General features: G+C 71.7%; 19 protein-coding genes and 1 pseudogene. 10 read left to right on the forward strand and 10 right to left on the reverse strand.

Going from position 1 to position 18980, the window contains the following annotated elements; translation table 11 throughout:
- Window positions 1–78: 78 nt before the first annotated feature.
- The 5 genes from trxA to D6689_12475 form a co-directional block, all read right to left on the reverse strand.
- A complete protein-coding gene (gene trxA / locus D6689_12455; GenBank protein ID RMH40866.1) occupies window positions 79–915 on the reverse strand; it encodes a thioredoxin in 837 nt (278 codons plus the stop codon).
- Window positions 912–1358, reverse strand: coding sequence for a thioredoxin TrxC (gene trxC, locus D6689_12460; GenBank protein RMH40867.1), 447 nt, complete (start codon window positions 1356–1358; stop codon window positions 912–914). Before trxC ends, trxA begins: the two co-directional genes overlap by 4 nt.
- 152 nt (window positions 1359–1510) lie before the next feature.
- A complete protein-coding gene (locus D6689_12465; GenBank protein RMH40868.1) occupies window positions 1511–2725 on the reverse strand; it encodes a hypothetical protein in 1215 nt (404 codons plus the stop codon).
- A gap of 152 nt (window positions 2726–2877) precedes the next feature.
- The gene (locus tag D6689_12470) at window positions 2878–3840 is read right to left on the reverse strand and encodes a hypothetical protein (protein RMH40869.1); all 963 of its coding nucleotides are present in this window, start codon (window positions 3838–3840) and stop codon (window positions 2878–2880) included.
- Window positions 3841–3883: 43 nt separating this feature from the next.
- Window positions 3884–4951 carry a sigma-70 family RNA polymerase sigma factor gene (locus tag D6689_12475; protein ID RMH40892.1) on the reverse strand — a complete coding sequence of 356 codons (1068 nt, stop codon included), beginning with the start codon at window positions 4949–4951 and terminating at the stop codon, window positions 3884–3886.
- Here D6689_12475 and D6689_12480 point away from each other — a divergent pair.
- From D6689_12480 to D6689_12490, 3 genes are all read left to right on the forward strand, one after another.
- Window positions 4912–5613: an MBL fold metallo-hydrolase gene (locus D6689_12480; protein RMH40893.1), complete on the forward strand. Its 702-nt coding sequence runs from the start codon at window positions 4912–4914 to the stop codon at window positions 5611–5613. The genes D6689_12475 and D6689_12480 overlap by 40 nt on opposite strands.
- A 158-nt stretch (window positions 5614–5771) precedes the next feature.
- Window positions 5772–6407 (forward strand): DNA-binding response regulator, encoded by a 636-nt coding sequence (locus D6689_12485; protein RMH40894.1) that lies wholly within the window; start codon window positions 5772–5774, stop codon window positions 6405–6407.
- Window positions 6408–6489: 82 nt separating this feature from the next.
- Window positions 6490–6681 carry a hypothetical protein gene (locus tag D6689_12490; protein RMH40870.1) on the forward strand — a complete coding sequence of 64 codons (192 nt, stop codon included), beginning with the start codon at window positions 6490–6492 and terminating at the stop codon, window positions 6679–6681.
- 230 nt (window positions 6682–6911) lie between these two features.
- Here D6689_12490 and D6689_12495 read toward each other — a convergent pair whose 3' ends face one another.
- A complete protein-coding gene (locus D6689_12495; GenBank protein ID RMH40871.1) occupies window positions 6912–7370 on the reverse strand; it encodes a hypothetical protein in 459 nt (152 codons plus the stop codon).
- 2119 nt (window positions 7371–9489) lie between these two features.
- Window positions 9490–9576: pseudogene (locus tag D6689_12500) on the reverse strand (endoglucanase).
- Window positions 9577–9748: 172 nt separating this feature from the next.
- On the opposite strand from D6689_12500, the gene D6689_12505 reads away from it, so the two are divergent.
- Window positions 9749–10615, forward strand: a complete 867-nt coding sequence (locus D6689_12505) for a hypothetical protein (GenBank protein RMH40872.1) — start codon at window positions 9749–9751, stop codon at window positions 10613–10615.
- Between the two features lie 90 nt (window positions 10616–10705).
- Entirely contained in the window at window positions 10706–11215 is a 510-nt protein-coding gene (locus D6689_12510; GenBank protein ID RMH40873.1) for a hypothetical protein, read from the forward strand.
- A gap of 105 nt (window positions 11216–11320) precedes the next feature.
- On the opposite strand, the gene D6689_12515 is transcribed toward D6689_12510, so the two are convergent.
- A complete protein-coding gene (locus D6689_12515) occupies window positions 11321–12334 on the reverse strand; it encodes a hypothetical protein (protein ID RMH40874.1) in 1014 nt (337 codons plus the stop codon).
- Between the two features lie 60 nt (window positions 12335–12394).
- On the opposite strand from D6689_12515, the gene D6689_12520 reads away from it, so the two are divergent.
- The 4 genes from D6689_12520 (at window position 12395) to D6689_12535 (ending at window position 16112) form a co-directional block, all read left to right on the forward strand.
- On the forward strand, window positions 12395–12883 hold the full coding sequence (locus D6689_12520; GenBank protein RMH40875.1) for a hypothetical protein: 489 nt from the start codon (window positions 12395–12397) through the stop codon (window positions 12881–12883).
- 259 nt (window positions 12884–13142) lie between these two features.
- Window positions 13143–14219 (forward strand): sigma-54-dependent Fis family transcriptional regulator, encoded by a 1077-nt coding sequence (locus D6689_12525; protein ID RMH40876.1) that lies wholly within the window; start codon window positions 13143–13145, stop codon window positions 14217–14219.
- Window positions 13994–15370 carry a diguanylate cyclase gene (locus tag D6689_12530; protein ID RMH40877.1) on the forward strand — a complete coding sequence of 459 codons (1377 nt, stop codon included), beginning with the start codon at window positions 13994–13996 and terminating at the stop codon, window positions 15368–15370. Before D6689_12525 ends, D6689_12530 begins: the two co-directional genes overlap by 226 nt.
- Complete coding sequence (locus tag D6689_12535; GenBank protein RMH40878.1) at window positions 15237–16112, forward strand: hypothetical protein; 876 nt, start codon at window positions 15237–15239, stop codon at window positions 16110–16112. Before D6689_12530 ends, D6689_12535 begins: the two co-directional genes overlap by 134 nt.
- Before the next feature lie 95 nt (window positions 16113–16207).
- On the opposite strand, the gene D6689_12540 is transcribed toward D6689_12535, so the two are convergent.
- Window positions 16208–16456: a hypothetical protein gene (locus tag D6689_12540; GenBank protein ID RMH40879.1), complete on the reverse strand. Its 249-nt coding sequence runs from the start codon at window positions 16454–16456 to the stop codon at window positions 16208–16210.
- A gap of 210 nt (window positions 16457–16666) precedes the next feature.
- Between D6689_12540 and D6689_12545 the strand changes: the two genes are divergently transcribed.
- On the forward strand, window positions 16667–17224 hold the full coding sequence (locus D6689_12545; protein ID RMH40880.1) for a hypothetical protein: 558 nt from the start codon (window positions 16667–16669) through the stop codon (window positions 17222–17224).
- Window positions 17225–17429: 205 nt separating this feature from the next.
- On the opposite strand, the gene D6689_12550 is transcribed toward D6689_12545, so the two are convergent.
- On the reverse strand, window positions 17430–18914 hold the full coding sequence (locus D6689_12550; protein ID RMH40881.1) for a hypothetical protein: 1485 nt from the start codon (window positions 18912–18914) through the stop codon (window positions 17430–17432).
- Window positions 18915–18980: the final 66 nt, after the last annotated feature.

Consider the following 18980-nt stretch of genomic DNA (forward strand, 5'->3'; position numbering starts at 1 on the left):
TCGTTTGGGGCGTCATTTCAACGGACTGCGCGGACAGCCGCGCCGGCGAAACTGCCGATCAGCCGGCGAAACTACCGATCAGATCAAGATCGACAGCCTGCGGCGCGCATCGCGCACGAGGTCGTCGTCCTCGCACACGGCAAACAGCGCGACGAGCGCCCGGCGCGCGGCGGCGTCGCGCCAGTGACGCTCCGACTCCACCAGCGCGAGCAGCTCATCGAACGCGCCGCGAAAGTCGCCGCGCACCGCGCGGCAGCCGGCGCGCGCGTAGCGCGCCTCCGGGGCGTCGCCCGCGGGCTCGGCGCCGCCCGCGTCGCGGCACGCGCGCACGAGGTCGACCGCCGCGAGCAGCGCCTGCGCCGCGTCGTACTCGTCGGCCGCGGCGGACACCGCGCTCGCGTGGTGTTCGACGGCCTCGACGTCGCCGCGGTGAAACGCCACGCGGGCGGCCTCGAGTCGAACGGCCGGCCGATCCGGGTAGCGATCGGCGAGGGCGGCGAGCCGCGCGGCCGCGCCGTCCAGGTCGCCAGCGCGGCGAGCCGCGCGCGCGGCATCGAGTTCGGCTTCCCACTCGCTGCGCACGTGGCGCGCGAGAAACGCGCGGACGGCCGACTCCGGCAGCGCCCCAACGAACTCGTCGACCACGCGCCCGTCGACGAACAGCTTGCACGCCGGGATACCGCGGATGCCGAACCGAGACGCCAACCCCGGGTGCGCCTCCGTATCGACCTTGGCGACGATCAGCGCGCCGGCATAGTCGTCCGCGACGCGCTCGAGCACCGGGGCGAGCATGCGGCACGGCCCGCACCAGGCGGCCCAGAAGTCGACCAACACCGGCGTGTCGCGCGACGCGGCGACGACCGCCTGGTCGAAGTCGGCCTCGCCGACCTCTCGAACCCACCTCGATGCGCTCATGCCGACATCCTTTCGGCGCCGGCGGCCGCGTCGACCCACTGCGCCATCTGCCGGGCATCCACGAGACCGGAATGACGATGGACCACGTCGCCGCCGCGAAATACCGCGAACGTCGGAATGCCGCGGATCTGATAGCGAGCGGCCATCTCCGGGTGCGCCTCGGTGTTTACCTTGAGGACGATCGCGCGGCCGGCGCGGTCGCGCGCGAGCTGGTCGACGTGCGGCGCGGCCATGCGGCACGGCCCGCACCACGGAGCCCAGAAGTCGACGAACACCGGCACGCGCGCGGCGCGCACGATCGCGTCGAACTCCTCGGGGCCGACGTCGATCGGCGCCGCGAGCGGCGGCAGCGCCGCCTTGCAGGCGCCGCACCGGCCGCGGTCGGCGAGACGTTCGGGGGGGATGCGGTTGCGGCGACCGCAGGCGGGACAGGTCCGGATCATGCCGACAACGTGACCACGGCCGCGCCGGCGCGCAACCCGGGGCCGGGGCGGCACACGCGAATCTTGGCGTAGCCGACCGGCGATGCCGACGGGGCCGGGTCGGCCACGCCAGGCGGCCCCGTGCCGGTACGCGCGGACGCCGCCGGCGCGGGTCACATCCCACGAATCTTCGCGTAGCCGACGAGCGCCGACAGCGCGTGCTGCACGTAGTCGACCCGCACGTGCTGCCAGTCGTCGCCGACGAACCAGCGGCGCAGCGCGCGCCGGAAGCCGCCGCGGTGCGGACCGGCGGCGACCTGGCACGCGAGCGCGAACGCGATGCCGTCTTCGATCGCTTCGGCGAAACGGGCGCGCGCGGGATGATCGGAGCCGACCGCCAGCGCGATCGCCGCCAGGCCCTCGAGCCGCGTCGTCGTCGGCGTCACCCGCGCGTCGGGCGTGAACGCGCCGGCGGCCCCCGGCACGAGCCGCGTCCACCGCTGCTCGCGCCGCATCGCGTCGCCGAGCGCGATGGCGTGCGCGACGAGTTCGTCGCGCGTTACGGGCGGGTCGACCGCATCCGCGACGTGGGGCAACAGTCGCGCGATGGCGATCATGAGCCAGTGGTCGTTCGGCAGCCGCGCCATCTTGCGCTGGCGGTCGATGAGCGCGCGCGCCGCGCGCAGCGCGAGCGACAGCCACCGCGGATCGCGGTCGATCTCGTAGAGCATCGCGACGCCCAGGATCGCTTCGCCCGGGTAGTACAGCGAGTCGAAGTCGCGCGCGAACGCGTCGCGCTCCGAGTACTTGGACCGAAACGAGCCGTCGGGCCGCTGCATGAACTCGACGAACGCGCCGATCTGCCGCAACGTGTCGACGTCGACGACGCTCGGGTCCAGCGCGCGCGCCGCGATCAGCGCGACCAGACCGAGCCCGGCGCCGCCGAGCTTCGCCTCGCGCGCGCCGCCGGCCTCCTCTCCGGGCAGCGAAAACACCGCCGATCGCCCGGGGAGGCCGGCGACCGGCGCGACGTGGCGCGCGCGCAGGGTGCGCGCGGCCCGCACCAGGGTGTCGCGCACCGCGGGCGTCGGCCGCAACTCGTGGTACATCGCGAGGCTGTAGATCGCGCCCGCGTGGCGCAGGACGTTGTAGCGTCCACCGCCCACGGGCGCACCGGCGCCGTCGACCTCATAGACGAACCGGCCGTCGGCGCCGGCGTGCCGGACCAGATAGTCCGCCGCCGCGCGCATCGCCGCGTCGACCCGGGGCGGATCGACCTCCACCCGCGGGTCAAGCGCCGCGCACGTGACCGCATACGCCGCCGCGACCGCAGCGAAGGTCGCCGTCACAGCCGCGCGCCTCGTCTTCCACCACGGCGTGTTGGCCATCTTCGGCGATGATACGGCGGCCGGCCGCGGCGCGGGGCGACACGGCGCGGCGTTACGGCTTCGGGTGAGCCTTCATCCACGTCCACCGCGGCGTGTTGGCCATCGCCGGCGACGATACGCCGGCCGCCCGCGCGGGGCGACGCGGCGCGGCGTTACGGCTTCGGGTGAGCCTTCATCCACGCCCAGAACACGCCGGGCACCGCGTCGGAGAACGACATGACGTGGCCGGAACCGGCCGCCGTCCACAATTCGACCCCGACTCCGGACGGACAGCCGTCGTACGCGCTCGGCGTCGTCTCGGCGTCCGCGGCCAGCAGATCGAGATCGAACGCCGTGCCTGCAGCGGTCGTCGTCGCGCAGCCGTCGTAGCCGGCCCACATCGCCACCGTGTCGGCCGCGCTCGGGTATGCGCGCATGGCCCCGTCCGGAAACTCGATCGCTCCTCCGTCGTACAAGATCGTCTGGTCGGCATCGCCGTGCACCTGCAGCACGCTCACCGGTTCCGCCGGACTGCAGGCGGTCGAATCCGCAAACGTCGCACCGGCGATCGACACGACGGCCGCGAACGTGTCGGCCATGTCGCATGCGAGCCGATACGCCATGAAGCCGCCGTTGGAGTGGCCGATGGCGAAGATGCGCTTGGGATCGACGTTGTAGGCGGCGCGAATGTCGGCGACGATGCCGGCAAGGTAGGCGACGTCATCGACCCCCGAGCCTTCGAAGTCGCAACAGGCGTCGGTGGCGTTCCAGTAGCCCTTGCCGGCGCCATCTTTCAGGCCAGGTGGAGCGATCACGAGCACGCCCTCGGAGTCGACCAGCGTGTCGAACCGCGTGTAGCCGGTGATGAACGTGGGGTCTTCCGAATAGCCGTGCAGCAGGACGACCAACGGCGCGGGCACCGCCGGATCGTAGTTGGCCGGCACGAGCAACTCGGCCGGACGGTCGCCACCGAACGTCGTCGGCAGCCCCGCGTCGGGGGGCGCCGCGTCCGCGCGCGGCGCGGCGTCCGGACGCGGTGCCGCGTCCGCTCCGCCCGTTCCGTCGTCGCCGCAGCCGGCGACGAGCAACCACAACCCAACGGCCCCCCGTGCGACACGACGCATGCGATCGCGCATGTGAGCACGATATCAAATCTGCGGCGCGCGTGCGCGCTCCCGGTCACGGTGGAGACGCGCCGGCGAGCGCCGCGACCGCCGCGCGCACGGCGCGCTCGACGCGCGGCGGCACCGGCGCCTGCCCGCACTGCCGACACGCGGCGAGCGCGGCCCGCAGCGCGTCGCAGCGCGCGCGGCAGGCGGCGCACCGGTCGACGTGCGCCTCCATCTGCGCGCACAGCGCCGGCGCGACGTCGCCCTCGAGGTGCTTCGACAGCAGCGCGACCACGTCGGGGCATGCCGCGGCGGTGTCGGGTGCCTGCGCAACCAACGGCTGGAGCTGCTCGCGCACGAATGCGCGGGCGCGGTGCAACCGCGACTTGACTGCCGGGACCGACACCTCGAGCACAGTTGCCACCTCGCGGGCGCTGAGCCCCTCGACGTCGCGCAAAACGAGCACCTCACGGTAGGGCGGGTCGAGCGCCGCGATCGCTCGCTCGATCGCGGCGCCGAGTTCGCGCGCCGCGACCACGTCCTCTGGACTCGCCGCGCTCGGGTCCGGCAGCGACGCGCTGTCGTCGACGTCCGTGTCCAGCGACTCGACCCGGGCGGGCGCGTACTTGCTCCGGCGACGCCGCTTGATGCAGTGGCTGCGAGCGACCTGGAACAGCCAGGTCGACAGGGACGCGTCGCCGCGAAACGTGCGCACCGAGCGCGCCAGCGTCAGCAGCGTCTCCTGCGCGATCTCCCTCGCTTCCTCGGGATCCCCACACATCTTCATCCCGTACCGGTAGATGCGCGCCTGGTGGCGCGCGACGAGCGCGTCGACGGCCGACCGGTCGCCCGCTCTCGCAGCGGCGACCAGTTCCCGTTCGCTGCGTGAATCCTTTTCCGGCACGGCGGCTCTCACCAACAGCTGTCCCTGCCGGCAGCTAACCACATCCTGCGTCTCTGAACCGTCATGCGACGTCGCGCCTGCGTTTTTTGCCTGGACCCACCCGCCGTCGCCGCGCCGTGCGTGGGGTTCCACGGGCCTGGCGGCCGACGCGCGACATGCCGGGACAGAGCCCGCGGTCGCACACGGAGGCCCGCGTGATCTTTCGCCAACTCTTCGACACCGACAGCTGCACATATACCTACTTATTGGCCAGCGACCGCACCCGGGAGGCGATTGTCATCGATCCCGTGCGGGACGCGCTGGCCAGTTACCTGCGCCTGCTCGACGAACTCGACCTGCGGCTCGTCTACGCCGTGGACACCCACCTGCACGCCGACCACGTGACGGCGCTCGGCCCGCTGCGCAGCGAGACGCGCTGCGTCACGGTGATGGGGCGCGAAACGGCGGCGGACTGCGTGTCCGAGCGCATCGCCGATGGCGACACGATCGAGGTCGGCGGCGTGCGCCTCGAGGCGCGCTACACGCCCGGCCACACCGACGACTCGTACTCGTTCGTGCTCGCCGAGCCGGGCGGGCCACTGCGCGTGTTCACCGGCGATACGCTGCTCATCCGCGGCACCGGTCGGACCGACTTCCAAAACGGCGACCCGCGCCTGCAGTACCAGAGCCTGTTCGGCAAGCTGCTCGCGCTGCCGGACGACACCCTGGTCTACCCCGCGCACGACTACAAGGGATGGACCGTGAGCACGATCGGCGAGGAACGCCGCCACAACCCGCGCCTGCAGGTCGCGTCCATCGACGAGTACGTCGACATCATGAACAACCTGAAGCTGCCACACCCGCGCATGATGGACGTGGCGATCCCCGCCAACCGCGCGTGCGGCGACACGGTGTAGCCGGCGCGCGCGATCCCGGCGGCGGCGCTGGCATCGCACCGGTCGCGCGGGCCCCGCGCGGCGCGGCCCGAACAGCCGTTTTGTCGGTCATCCTCCTGACTGCTTCGGCACGGGTTCCGCGTTAGGGTCGACGGCGTCTGGAGTCCCCCGTGTCCACCATTCGCATCCTACTCGCCGACGACCACGCCCTGTTTCGCTCGAGCCTGCGCCTGCACCTCGAGACCCATCCCGAGCTCGAGGTCGTCGCGGAGGCGGCCGACTGCGAGTCGGTCCTGCAGCATGCCCGGCGCACGCAGCCCGACGTCATTCTGCTCGACCTGGCCATGCCCGGCGGGGACGCGCTGGACGTCATCCCGCGGCTGCGCGAGGCCTGTCCCGCCAGCCGCATCCTGGTGGTGACCGCCTTCGCGTCGCCGACCTATCTGCGGCGCTCGCTGTCCGCCGGCGCCTCCGGCTACGTGTGCAAGGCGACCTCACCGGAGCAGCTGCTCGCGGCCGTGCGGGCGGTGCGCGAAGGCAAGACCTACATCTCGTTGTCCGAGACCGAATCGGGCGCGGCGCTCGGCACCGGGTCGACGCGCGTGCCCGCCGTCGGCCCGGAGCTGTCCGGTCGGGAGCGCCAGGTTCTCGAGCTGATCGCGTACGGCCACACGTACAAGGAGATCGCGTCCGAACTCGGCGTGTCGATCAAGACGGTCGAGACCTATCGGTCGCGCCTGTCCGAGAAGCTCGGCCTGCGCTCGCGCAGCGACATCGTCCGCTACGCGCTCGACCACAACATCCTTCGCGCGTGACGCCGTCCGCGCGCGACGGCCGCCGTGCGTTTTTCCGACCCACGCCGTTGCCCGCCGCCCGCCAGTGTGTAGGATGGCCGCCATGGCCACCTACACGTGCAGCAAGTGCGGAATGAGCGTGAACCTCACCTGCGCCAAGTGCGGCGCCGCCCTCGTCCACGACTCGATCACCAAGGACGACGGCACCGCGGTCGCCATCTCGAAGTGTCCCAACGGAGACGGCAAGGTCAAGTCGCCGCTGTGCTGCGGGCAAGACATGACCTGTCCCGTCTGACGCCCGCGTGACGCTCGCGGGGTCGCGTGCGCACCGCACCTTCGCGCGCCACGATCCGGCCGCCTCGCCGGCAGACACCGCGGCCCCGCGCGATTGCCTGCCCGCGCGCCGGCGTGCCGCGAGGCGCGCGACCGTAAGCGACAGGAAGCGGCGTCTTCCGGCCCGCGCGCGGACGCGCTGCCCGTTCGCGACCGCCGCGCGTCCCCGCTGGCGGGCCGGGGTGCCTGCGTTCAACGCTCGCGCGGCGCCGCGGTGGCGGGGGGCGAGCCGGCCCCATCCCCGTCAGGTAGCGCGTCCGGCTCGGGACACCGAGGGCGGTTCGGGTTCGGCACGTACGGCGCGATCGAAGGCCGGCCGGCACCGGCGTCGGAACGCCGAGCGGCGTCGGCCGGCGCGGGCGCGCACGGCACCTGGCGCGGCCCCGCGTCGCGATCGAGGCGATCGAGGACGTCGGGCGGAACGGCCTCCCCCGACGAGCGCACCTTGTGCGGTCGCTCCGGGTCGGCCTCCTCCGGTCGCTTGCCGGCGAGTTCCGGGTTCATCAACGTGAGCACGGTCGCCGTCGCGGCGGCACCCACGGCGACTTTCTTGGGATCCGCCTTCGGAACCTTGGCGCCGACGGGCGGCCCGCCGCACGCGGCGACGGCGACGATCGTTGCCACGCCACACGCCCGAACGAACCGCGTCATGTCCTCATTGTACCGCTCGGATCGCGCGGCGGTGGCCGCGGTCGCGCACGCTGCCGCCGCCGCGTCCGGGTGTGTGCGCCCGCTGGGCCAGCCCTGCGGGCCAACTCGATCTGTGACGCGTAGCCCCGTTCGGCCGGGCGGCACTCGCGCCGGCGCCTGGGCCCACGCCCGGTGTCGCACCGCGTCATTCGCGGTCGCTTCCCCGTGGTGACGCGGCTCGGCAGGCGCGATCTCGGAGATCACTCCCGAACGAAAGTGACAGAAATGGGGCCCATCGGCGGGGGGTGGAGTCGCAGGGGGTGGGGAGCGATGTCCCGCGCCTGTCCACCCGGGGTCGGGACATCCTCGCGAACCCTGGTTTCCGTGAATTCTTCCTGTCTTAGCCCTAGGGGCCACCCGGCGAGGCCAGCTTGAACCGGCCCGAGCTTGCCGCGAACGCCTTCGATCGCCCGGACCGCCGGTCCCTTCCGGCCGGCATAACCAACGGATTTTCCACGATGCCTACATCGGCACAGGGATTGCGACAGCACGGGCTGCAAGTCATCCCACCAGACCAACGCCGGGTCACAGGAGCTGCCATGACGTCCAGACTGAATCCCTTCTTGATTGCCGCCGCCGTGGGTATCCCGGCCGCGGCGGTCGCGGCCCCGCACGTCGATACGATGCTGGTCCGCGACGGCTACGACGCAGGCGAGACGCGCCGCGACGAAGACGGCCGCGACCGGCCTCGCCGCGCTGTCTACCCGGGCGGCGAGCAAGCCCAGCTCGCCCAGCTCGCGTCGGGCGAGATCTTGATGTTCGGAATGGGCTCGTACCGCCTCAACGGCGAGCTGCCCAACCACCGCAACCAGATGTTCTGCGCTTCGATCAAGATGGACCCGGTCCTCGGGCCGCAGCTGCAGAACCTCAAGTACGTCACCAACAACCAGGGCGACCGCTACCGCAACGCGCACCACCCGCGCGTGACGCCGATCTTCAACGGCGAGGCCGTCGCGGTCACCTACAACTACGCCCCGAACAACCACGCCTACGCCTATCAGTTGGTGTTCGGCCCGAACTGCGAGCAGTTGTCGGAGCGTACGCGCATCGTCGCCAAGAACAACGACAACTGCAGCGAGACCGGCCAACACCCGGAAATCGTGACGTATCAGGACGCCACGACGACGCGCCTGTTCTCGGCGCACGGCTGCAACGGCAACGGCAGCGACGACTCGTGGGCCGCCATCACGGAGATCCGCAAGAATCCCGACGGCACCTACACGGTCGAGAAGATCACGGACGACATCCGCACCGAGCGCGAAGAGGAGCGCAGCCGCCCCGACGTGCTCGCGACCAACATCCCGGATCTCGCCGTCGTGTGCCTCACCGCGGGCAACACGCAGCCGCCGAACCGCGGCGTGTACTGCTCGGGCTACGACACCCAGACCGGCGAGCAGCTGTGGCGCATGGCCGTCGCGAAGAAGGAAGACGGCATCTACCGGACGCAGATTCGCGCCACCCCGATCCTCGACGCGGCCGGCAACCCGACCAACAAGGCGTACGTGACCTGGCAAGAGCTCACCAAGCGCCGCCGCAAGGAGAAGGGCACGGCGAAGATGATGGCGTCGGTCATCAGCTACGACCGCAACGGGATGAGCATCGAAGCCGTCCCGCAGACGGACATCTTCCCGGGCGGCGACGCGACGCACGCGAGCCAGTGCTCGACCCTGTGGGGTGAGGACGGCGCCGCCGAGTCGCGCATGGTGCTCATCAGCGGTTCGATCAACGGCAACGCGTCGGCCCTGTCCACCGCCCACGTCGTGGGCTGGAACGACCTCGAGCGCAAGCTCACGCACGTCCGCAAGATCGGCCTCGCCGCCGCGATCGACACCGGCTGGCTGTCGAACCTGTACGGCGAGAACCCGACGACCCAGGGCCGCAACTACATCCAGTGCATCGGCAACGTCCGCAACCCGGGCTACGGCGTCACCGGCGGCTATCAGCCGGACGTCCGCTCGTTCGTCGCGATCGCCGCGCACACTCGCCGCATCGACCCGACGACCGGCGCCCCTGAGGAGAAGCTGGCGACCGAACTCGTGCTCATCCCGGCCGTGACCGCGCCCGCCGCGACCCTGCCTCCCGACGAGCCGAACAACGACCCGGACCCCGAGCCCGAGCCCGAGCCGAACCCCGAGCCGCAGCCCGACCCGGACCCGGCGCCGACGCCGACCGCCGACATGGCCGGCTGCAGCACCACCGGCACCACGTCGGGCGCCGCGACCGCGCTGCTCGTCGCCCTGGCTCTCGGCCTGCCGCGCCGCCGCCGCCGCTAACCCCGCCACGCCTATACGAAGGAGCATCTGATGTCCTGGCGCACACTCACTCACACACTCGCCTCCGTGGCGCTGCTGGCGACGGCGTGCGCGGGCGAGCTCGAGCCGCTGAACCCCAGCGACCCGGAGCCGCCCACGCCGCCGCCGAGCGGCAGCCCGGACGCGGGCGTCCCTGAGCCCACGGGAGACGATCCGTCGGTCCTGTTCTCCACGAACGTCCAGCCGATCGTCGCCCGCTGCGCCGGCGAAGCCTGCCACACCGGCGTCGGCACGCCGCTGAAGTTCCTCGGCTCGCCGTCCCCGGACGACGACTACGAGAGCATCACGGCGTTCCCGTCGGTGACGGGCAACTTCCAACCGGCGCTCGCGAACATGCTGTTGAAGATCGACGCGGGCGGCCACTACGGGCAGTCGTATACCCAGGCCGAGCGCGATGCGATCGTCGCCTGGCTGCAGGCCGAGAGCAGGGTTCGCGCGGACGCCGACGACGACGGCGAGCCCGACCCGCCGCCCGCGTCCACCAACGCGTTCGCCGAGTGGTCTGGCTGTATGACCAAGGCCAACTGGGATGCCGCGCAGATGGGCGACTGGGCCGACAAGCGGGCCGAGGGCGGTGACACCTGCTCGACCTGTCACGCCGACGGCGCGTTCCGGTTCAACACGAACCCGACCAACGACACGATGTTCACCATGAACCGGACGGAGCTGTACATCATCGGGTTCTTCACGGTGAAGGTGAACGCCGACGGCAGCCAGCAGGTCATCCCGGCCTACGACAAGCTCGAGCGCATGGGCAACGGCTCCACCCTGCACCCGCGCTTCGACTACGGCCCGGACGACCCGTACTTCCAGCGGCTCGCCGAGTTCCATCAGCTCACCGAGCAGACCAAGCTGGCCGGCCAATGCGGCCCGGCTCAGTTCCCCACCCCGTAACCCCTACCGACACGGAACCCCATGCGCTCGCTGGCCCTCCTCGCCGTACTTGTCGCCCCCTCGGCCTGCCTCCAGTCGGAGTTCACTCCGGTGGATCCGGGACCGGACGCCGGCACCGCGCCGCAACCCGACGCCGATGTCGGCGGCGGCGAGCCCGACGCGGAGCCGGTGAACGTCGACCCGCTGGCCGAGTGGTCGGGATGTATGAACCTGACGAACTGGGATGCGTCAGGCATGGCGACGTGGGCCGACAAGCCGACCGAGGGCGGCACGGTGTGCTCCTCGTGTCACGGGGACGGGCTCGCGCGGTTCTTCGCGAACACCGACGACACGTTGATGTTCACCTACAACCGCTACGAGACGTTCATCACGGGGTTCTTCACGATCGGTACCCGCCCCGACGGCACGGTCGACATCGTCCCGGCGTACGCCAAGCTCGACCTCAAGGGCGGCGGCGCCAACAACCACCCCACCTTCGCCGTCGGCGACGCCGACCCGTACTACCAGGCGCTCGAGACGTTCTATCAGCTCACGCTTCAGCGCCGGCAAGCGGGCCTGTGCGACCCCCCGGGGTTCCCCACGCCCACTCCGAACCCGTAGTCTGAGACGTTACACTTCGCGCGGCCGCGCGCCGCCACCTGCCCTCCCCGCCCCGAGCGCTCTGCTCGGGGCGTTTTCTTTTGCCAGGTCGCCGGGGTGGCGCGGCTACAGCGGGTCGGGCTCGTCCGGCGGCGGAGGCGGCGGCTCCGTGAACAGCGCGAGCGCCTGCACGGGCGTGTTCGACGGCCCCAGCACGATCTGGCCCGACGACTGCGGGTTCGCGACAAAGTACGCCTGTTCCAGCGCCGCCCGATCGAGGCGCGCGACCTTGCGCTCGTCGTAGATCAGATCCGCGGCCTGCACGGACGTCACGTCGACGCCCTGTTTGGCCAGATACGGCAGCAGCTTCCAGCGCAGCTCGCCCGCGTCGGTGCGCTCGGCCAGTTTTTCGGCCCCCGCGAGCATCCGCCGCTTGATCCACACCGCGAGCCGGTCGTCCTTGTAGACGCGGATGCCGCCGCGCATCGGCTCGCCGTAGTACGGAATGCCGTCGATGACCTTGCCGTCGAGCAGCGTATCCCCGTTGTCGCTCACGTCCGGCGGACGCTTGTCGATGTACACGCACACGGCCGCGATGTGGTCGAACGTCGTGCTCGTGCGCAGGTCTTCCGGGAAGTACACGAGCGGCTTGCCCGACGTCTCCGAGCCGAAGCCGAAGTACAGCCGGTCGCGCACGCGGCGCAGTTCGGGGCCCGAGATCTCGGCGACGAAGTGGTTGCCGCCGTAGATGTGGACCGCCTTGACCCGAGCCAGGTCGACTCCCGCCGCCTCGAGGTACTCGGCGAGCCGGTACCGCCGCACCTTGATCTTCTCCTCGCGCGGTCCCGGCTGGCCGGCGCGGAAGTCGAGCATGCGCACGTCCTCGAGCCACACCGGCCGAAGCTTGGCCGGCAGCTCGCCGAACCACAGCACGCCGATCGGCACGCCATCGACGTAGACGCCCGCGTCGCGCCACTTGCGCCCGCCGCGCTTGTACTCCGCGGGGACCCACTTTGCGTTGGCGCGGTGGTGCCCGGATACGCCCGCAAACGGCGCAGCGTCGGCGGGTTGCGCCGCAGCGGGAGCCTTGCGCGGCGCGTCGGACTTCCCGGAGCACGCGGCAGCGACCAGACAACACACGGCGAGGGATGGACGACAGCGTGGCATGATTGCTGCTGGAGTATAGAGGCGATGACACGGTTGACCATCTTCGCGCTAGCACTTTCCGTCTTTTCCGGCGGTTGCGGAGAGCTCGGCCAGGTCGATTCGCCGCCGGGCGGGGGGGACCCTGGGGATCAACTCCCCGACGGGGTCGCGTGCCAGGCCGAGCTGTCGATCACGGGCACGCTCACGCCACCGGGGACCCCGCCGGATCCCGCCGAGGGCTGCGTGCCGGTCGGGACCTGGACCCTGCAGGTCGCGGTCGACGATCCGGGCACCTGCGACCAGGTCGATCACGAATCCACCTACGTCTACGAGGTGACCGGCGACATCGACAACGGCTACGACGTGACCTACCAGGGCACCCCCGCCGGCGAGGTCTACCTGAAGATCACATCGGAGGGCGGCGCCTGCCAGGGCAGCTTCGAGCATTACAGCGCCGACGGCAGCGCGCTGCTGCTGCTCAAGCCGTTCGAGGAAAACCTGGCGATCTCCGGCCGCGGTTACTTCGAGCGCTACGCCGAGTGACGCGCTCACCGCCGCCTTGCGGCCGCGCCAGCCGCGCGGCCGGCGAGCGCGAGGCGGCGGGCGACGGCGCCGGCGGTCGGCGGCGCGCGGTGTGCGGGTTACCCGGTCGCGAGTGAGCCGCCGCCGGCCGTTCGTGCGACGGCGTTCCCGTTGCACAAGCAACTGCCGGTCCGGCGTCGCGTTTCGCCTTCCAGGTCGGCGCCGGCGTGGTACGCTCACGGCGAATCGCGAGGCGGTTCGATCCAGAAAGGGGGCGGACGTGAGTGGCCAGGCGGACGGCGCGGCGGCTGGGGTCGATTCATTGCGCGAGCGCGTGCGCAGCCGCAATCCGAAGATGCAGCGACTCGTCGACTACGCGGTCGCCGTCGCCAAGACGCCGTATGCGGTGTTGCTCGAAGGCGAGACCGGCACGGGCAAGGAAGTGTTCGCACGCGGCATCCACGCTGCCTCCGGCCGACCCGGGCCGTTCGTCCCGCTCAACTGCGCCGCCGTCCCCGACACCATGTTCGAGGCGGAACTGTTCGGCGCGCGCCGCGGGGCGTACACGGGGCTCGTCGACGAGCGTCCGGGCCTGTTGTCCGTGGCCGACCGCGGAACGCTGTTTCTCGACGAGATCGCCGACATGCCATTGCCGATGCAGTCCAAGCTGCTGCGCGTGCTCGAAGACGGCGAGATCCGCCCGCTGGGCGGCACGCGCTCGCTCCGCGTCGACGTGCGCGTCATCGCCGCCACGCACCGGTTCCTCAAGCCGCTCGTCGAGTCGGGGCGCTTCCGGCGCGATCTGTACTTCCGGCTGAGCGCCGCGTGCATTCGACTTCCGCCACTTCGCGACCGGCCGGAGGACATCCCGCTTCTGGTCGACGCGGCAGTGGATGCCGCCTGCCGCCTGCAGAACGTTCCGCGCTGTTCGGTGAGCCGGGCGGCGATCAACGCGCTGATGCAGCACCCGTGGCCCGGCAACATTCGCGAACTGAACAACTGCATCGCCGCGGCGGTCCTGCGCGCGCAAGGCGCTCCGATCACGCCGCCCGATCTGCAGCTGTCGCCGAGCGCGCCGGCCATCCGGGCGACGGACGCCGGCGATCGCGGCGACGACGACGACGAGCCGCCGTGGATGCGCGGGCCGTTCTTCGATGCGCTCGAGGCGTTCGAGGCGCGCTACCTGCGCTCGCTGCTGCGCGCGTCGCGCGGCAATCTGTCCGAGGCGTCACGGATCTCCGGATTGTCGCGGTCGGCGATCCGCAGCAAGGCCCGCGCCTACGGCCTTCTCGGCGACGGCGACGGCGCGCCGGGCGTAGCGGCGAGGCAGCGCGTGCGAAAGCCGCCGCGCGAGTGACGGGTACGCGCCACCCCGACGGCGCCTCATCCGTCGCCTTTTCCACAACCTACAGCACGGCCGCAAACCTGCACTGGCCGCTATCCGCCACTCCCGAAACGATCGCGCGTCCGACCCCACCTGGCGGCGCCACTTGCGGTGGCACGGGTGTTGCGTGTGCTTCAGCGCGGGCGAGCAAACTCATTCGAGGGGGAACGACGGCTGTGACGGAACACAATCCGGGCAATGTGTTGGTATTGCGCGCACAGGGAGCGGGGCACGGAACGGTGGAGGCGGCACTGCGCTCGACCGGCTATCGCGTGCTCACGGCAGCGGGAGGGCGGGACGCGCTCCGGTTGTGCGCGTCCACCGACCGTCCGGACCTCGTGATTCTCGACGTCGAGGAAGCGACCGCGGACGCGCTGACATGGCTGACGGAGCTGCGCCGGACCACCCGACGGGCGTGCCTCCCTGCAATCGTCGTGTCCAGGGCACCCACGCGCGACTCCGCGGTCGCTTTCCTCGACGCCGGGGCGACCGACTACGTCTCGCGCCCTGACGACGACGAGCTGCGCGCACGCGCGCGCTGCGCGATCGCCGCCGCGCGCGAGGCGCGCCGGTGGCGGGACGGCTCGACTGTCGACCCGCTCACGGGACTGCTCAACCGCCGCGGCCTGCTGGCGCGCATGGACATCGAGATCGCGCGCGCGGTGCGCGGGAGTGCGCCCCTGTCGGTTGCGTTTCTCGACCTCGACAACTTCGGCTGGGTCAACGAACACCGCGGCCATGCATTCGGCGACGACGTCCTGCGCGCGGTTTCGACTTCGTTGCAATACCAACTTCGGAGATGGGACGTGGCTGCGCGCTGGGGTGGCGACGAGTTCGTCGTCGCGCTTCCCGGCACGGGCCGCCTCGCAGCGGCCCGCGTGATGGCTCGCATCGACGCGGCGATCGCGCGCCTGCGCTGCGACGGCCGAACGCCGGACGGAGTCGGCGCATCCTGGGGCATCGCGAGCCTGTTTCAGGACGTACCGGGCAATGCCGACCGCGCCGCCGAACGCCTCATCGAAGAGGCCGACCGCGCCATGTACCGGCGCAAGCACGCGCGCCGACGACCGCGCGGCGATCCGGAGTCGTCGTGGACGGCCGGCCGCAGCAGGGCAACCTCGTAGACGGGGGCGCGCGATGATGGAGCGACGCAAATCGTACCGGATCCCGTTGCACGCCGACGCAGTGGTCCGCGCGCGCCGCATCGCCTATCGATGCACGGCGGACGATGTGTCCCTCGGCGGCGCTCACCTCACGCACACGCCGCGACTCGACCGCGGCACCCCGATCCAACTCGAGATTCGCCCGGCGGGATTCGATCCGGTGATCGCGACGGGCGAGGCCTGGCGGATCGGCGCCGACTGGATCGGCGTCCGCTTCGGCGCGCTCCACCCGGACGCGGAGGATGCCGTCCACGACCTGTCGATCGCACTGCTCGAGCACGGCCGGCGACCGGGCGCACTCGTCGTCGAGTGCGACCGCCGGCGGCGGGCACGGCTCGCGGAACTGCTTTGTCGAGCTGGATTCGACGTGACCGTGGCCTGCACGCCGCTCGAAACGGTCGCCGCGCTGCAAGATCCGCTGTCGCACATTCGCGCGGCGATCGTCGACCTCGACCTCACGCAGACGTCCGGGTTGGAGGTGCTTCGCTACCTCGCCGTGGAGCACCCCGACATCCGGCGCGTGGCGGTCGCGCGCTGCCGCGGCCGCGGCGACGCGGATCGGCGGGTCGCCGCGCGGTACGCGCACCGGATCGTGTGCGAGCCGCTCTGCGGACGCCACGTCGCCGCCGCTGTTCGCGAGCGCAGGCGGCGCGCACCGGCCGCGGTGCGCGCCGCGTCGCGGCCGCCCGCGCGACTTCGGTGACGGGATCCGCCCGTCGCGCGCACACGTCGCCCCCGCGGCCCGCGACCGGCCGTCCGGCGTGCCCGCGCCGAGCGGGCGGGCTGGCGACGGCAGCCCTACGGCGCGGCGTCGTCGGCGTCGTCGCCGCCGCCGTCGTCCGCCGCGTCGTCGCCGCCGATCTCCATCCACGGCTGGCGCTGCGGCCCGGGCACGATCCCCGCGATGTCCGGGTCGACGTCGCCGTCGGTCCCCGCGCGGCGCTTGTCCTCACGCCGTTCGGCGCGACGCCTCGCTTTTTCTGCGCGCTTGCGCTGGCGCTGCATCTCGCGCTGGCGCTTGGCAAAGGCAGACGGGTTGCGCGCCATCCTACCGGCGCCCCCGGGGCGAGCAGCATGTCCAATCTGCCGCGTTCGTGGTCGTCATACGTCGATCGTGATCCATAAGTCCTCTGCATCGCCGCCGCACACGACGCGGCGGTCGACGCACCGTACCAGGAAATCGACGGGCGTGCCGTGCTTTGGCACAGAAACTGCGTCGCCTTTGCGCGCGCGGCGCACCGTTTTACGATCGGCGGCGTGTCGCGCATCCTCGCCACCGCCGTCCTCCTGCTGTGCGCCTGCGGCAGCGACGCGCCGTCGACCGCCGCCGCGATCCACGTCCCGTTTCGCGTCCTCGGTCGCAGCGCCGACGGCGACGGCACCCTGCGCGATCGCGTCGCGGCGACCGACCTGCCCGACGACGCGTGGCGCGCGTTCGTCGCCGACGCGCGCGCGGCACTCGGCGGCGATCCCGCCGACATCGCCGTCACGGCCGCCGCGATCGCACTGGCTCCGTCGTCCGAAGGCGTGGCGCGCCTGGCCGAGGTGTTCGACGGCCCCGTGACCGTCCGCTGCGAGCTGACCGCGTCCGGCCGCGCGTACCCGCTCGCCGAGGGGCTCATCTACGAGAGGACCGAGCCGGAGCCCGTCGCGCTCGCTCCGCGGTTCGCGCTGGCGGACGTGGAGCCCGACGACGTCGGGCCGCTGCTCGTCGGCGAATTTGACGTCGTGTTCGTGGGACAAGGCGGCGGTGCGTTTCGCGGTAGCGATGCGCGTGCCGACCTGAGCGTCACCCTGGAGATCGCGGCGCGGTAGCCTCACCGCCGCACGCCGCGCGGATGCACGCCGTGGCCGAGCGACGACACGTCGTCAGTCGGGCGGCGGCGGACGACCAACCGCGCCGCGATGTGAGGGCGGCGGCGCGAGAGATGCCTGTGCACGCCGCGACCACGGCGTCGCGCGACGCCGTGCCCCGCACCAGGGCCGCGGGGCACGCGACCGCAGCGACGCGGTCGGAACGTCAGTTCTTTACCGTGCCGTCGCCTTCCGTGAGCGCGCGCCGAACTCCCACGTCGTCCACGACGACGACGGGCGGTGTGCGGGCTCCGGCATCGTCGTCAGCCGCCGCGCGCTGCGCGACCGGCAACAGCACCCGGAAGACCGAGCCGCGGCCGGGTTCGGATTCCACGTCGATGGCGCCGCCGGCCTGCGCGACAATGCCGTAACAGGTCGCCAATCCGAGACCGGTGCCGCCCGCCGCCGACTTCGTCGTGAAAAACGGTTCGAAGATGTGCTCGCGTACGTCGCGCGACATCCCGCAACCGGTGTCGGATACCTCAATCGCGGCGAACCGCGGCGCGAGCCGACGCGCGCGGCGGTCCGTCGACTCGTACACCGAGCGCGTGCGCACGACCAGCGTGCCGCCGTCCGGCATGGTGTCGCGAGCGTTGACGGCCAGATTGAGCACGACTCGGTCGAGTTGGCGCGGATCGATGCACGTGCATCCAGCGGCCGGATCGAGGTCGACGACGACCGCGACATGCGCGCCGACCACTCGGCGCACCAGGGGCTCGATCGCCGAGATCGCCGCGTTGATGTCGACCCGTCTCGGTTGAGCGTCGTCGCGCTGTGCAAACGTCATCAACTGGCGGGTGAGCGCGGCCGCGCGCTCGGCCGCGTCGCGGATCGTGGCGATCTCGGTGCGGCGCGGGTCGTCCGCGGGCGTCTTGACCTCGAGCAGGCGCGCCGACGCCGCGATGCCCGACACGACGTTACCAAAGTCGTGCGCAATGCCGCCGGCGAGTGTGGCGAGCGCGTCGAGGCGCCGGGCGTGCTCCAGTTCGACGGCGAGGCGGTCGCACGTGCCCGCCAGTTGCACGTTCGTCCGCGCCGGAAACCGCGCCGCTGCCAGCAGAAACAACGTGAGGCCGACGACGGAGGTGAACTGCGCGACCGCCTGTTGCGCGGGCGACCACGCGACGACGCCGGCGGGCGCGACGCCCGCGCGGTCCAGCGCGAACCAGGCCGCCACCTCCCCGATGCACAGCAGGGTCCACATCCCGACGACCCAGCGGCGGCTCGCCACCAATACGGCGCACATCGGGATGGTCGCATTCCACACCAGCACCGAGGTGGGGAATCCGCCGCGCGCGGCGGCGAGGGCGCCGATGCCGGCGAAACACGCGGCGGCGAGCACGTTGCCCGCGAGCGCCACCGATCCGGCCTTTTGCAGACAGCGCGGCACGCACAGCGCGACGGCCGCGGCACCGCCGACGAGCGCCGCCCCGAACCACCACGCGTACGCCGCGGCGAACCAGACGGCGTACGCGCCGAACGTGGCGGCGGCCGCGCGCGACACCCACTCGAGTTGGCGAGCCCGCGCCGCCGTGCGCGCGCCGGCCAGGCCCGGGCCCGGCCGCCACGGTGCCGCGCGCCCGAAGCGTTCCCACCGCCCCCGCCCCCTATCGCGCCGTTCGACCCGTTCGCCGCGCCCGGTTTCTTTCACCAAAAAAAAGAGTAAGCAAAATCACTTCAAAAATACAAGAAAATTTTAAACACCTTGTAATTTTGC

It is taken from the genome of Deltaproteobacteria bacterium (genome assembly GCA_003696105.1).
In the GTDB taxonomy this organism is placed as follows: Bacteria; Myxococcota_A; Polyangia; order Haliangiales; family J016; genus J016.

Excerpts from the sequence above, each read along its gene's own strand:
- D6689_12490 (RMH40870.1), top strand. The coding sequence starts at position 6,490 with ATGGCCACCTACACGTGCAGCAAGTGCGGAATGAGCGTGAACCTCACC.
- trxA (RMH40866.1), bottom strand. The coding sequence starts at position 915 with ATGAGCGCATCGAGGTGGGTTCGAGAGGTCGGCGAGGCCGACTTCGAC.
- D6689_12535 (RMH40878.1), top strand. The coding sequence starts at position 15,237 with ATGCCGACCGCGCCGCCGAACGCCTCATCGAAGAGGCCGACCGCGCCA.
- D6689_12495 (RMH40871.1), bottom strand. The coding sequence starts at position 7,370 with ATGACGCGGTTCGTTCGGGCGTGTGGCGTGGCAACGATCGTCGCCGTC.
- D6689_12475 (RMH40892.1), bottom strand. The coding sequence starts at position 4,951 with ATGTGCAGCTGTCGGTGTCGAAGAGTTGGCGAAAGATCACGCGGGCCT.
- D6689_12540 (RMH40879.1), bottom strand. The coding sequence starts at position 16,456 with ATGGCGCGCAACCCGTCTGCCTTTGCCAAGCGCCAGCGCGAGATGCAG.
- D6689_12465 (RMH40868.1), bottom strand. The coding sequence starts at position 2,725 with ATGGCCAACACGCCGTGGTGGAAGACGAGGCGCGCGGCTGTGACGGCG.
- D6689_12470 (RMH40869.1), bottom strand. The coding sequence starts at position 3,840 with ATGCGCGATCGCATGCGTCGTGTCGCACGGGGGGCCGTTGGGTTGTGG.
- trxC (RMH40867.1), bottom strand. The coding sequence starts at position 1,358 with ATGATCCGGACCTGTCCCGCCTGCGGTCGCCGCAACCGCATCCCCCCC.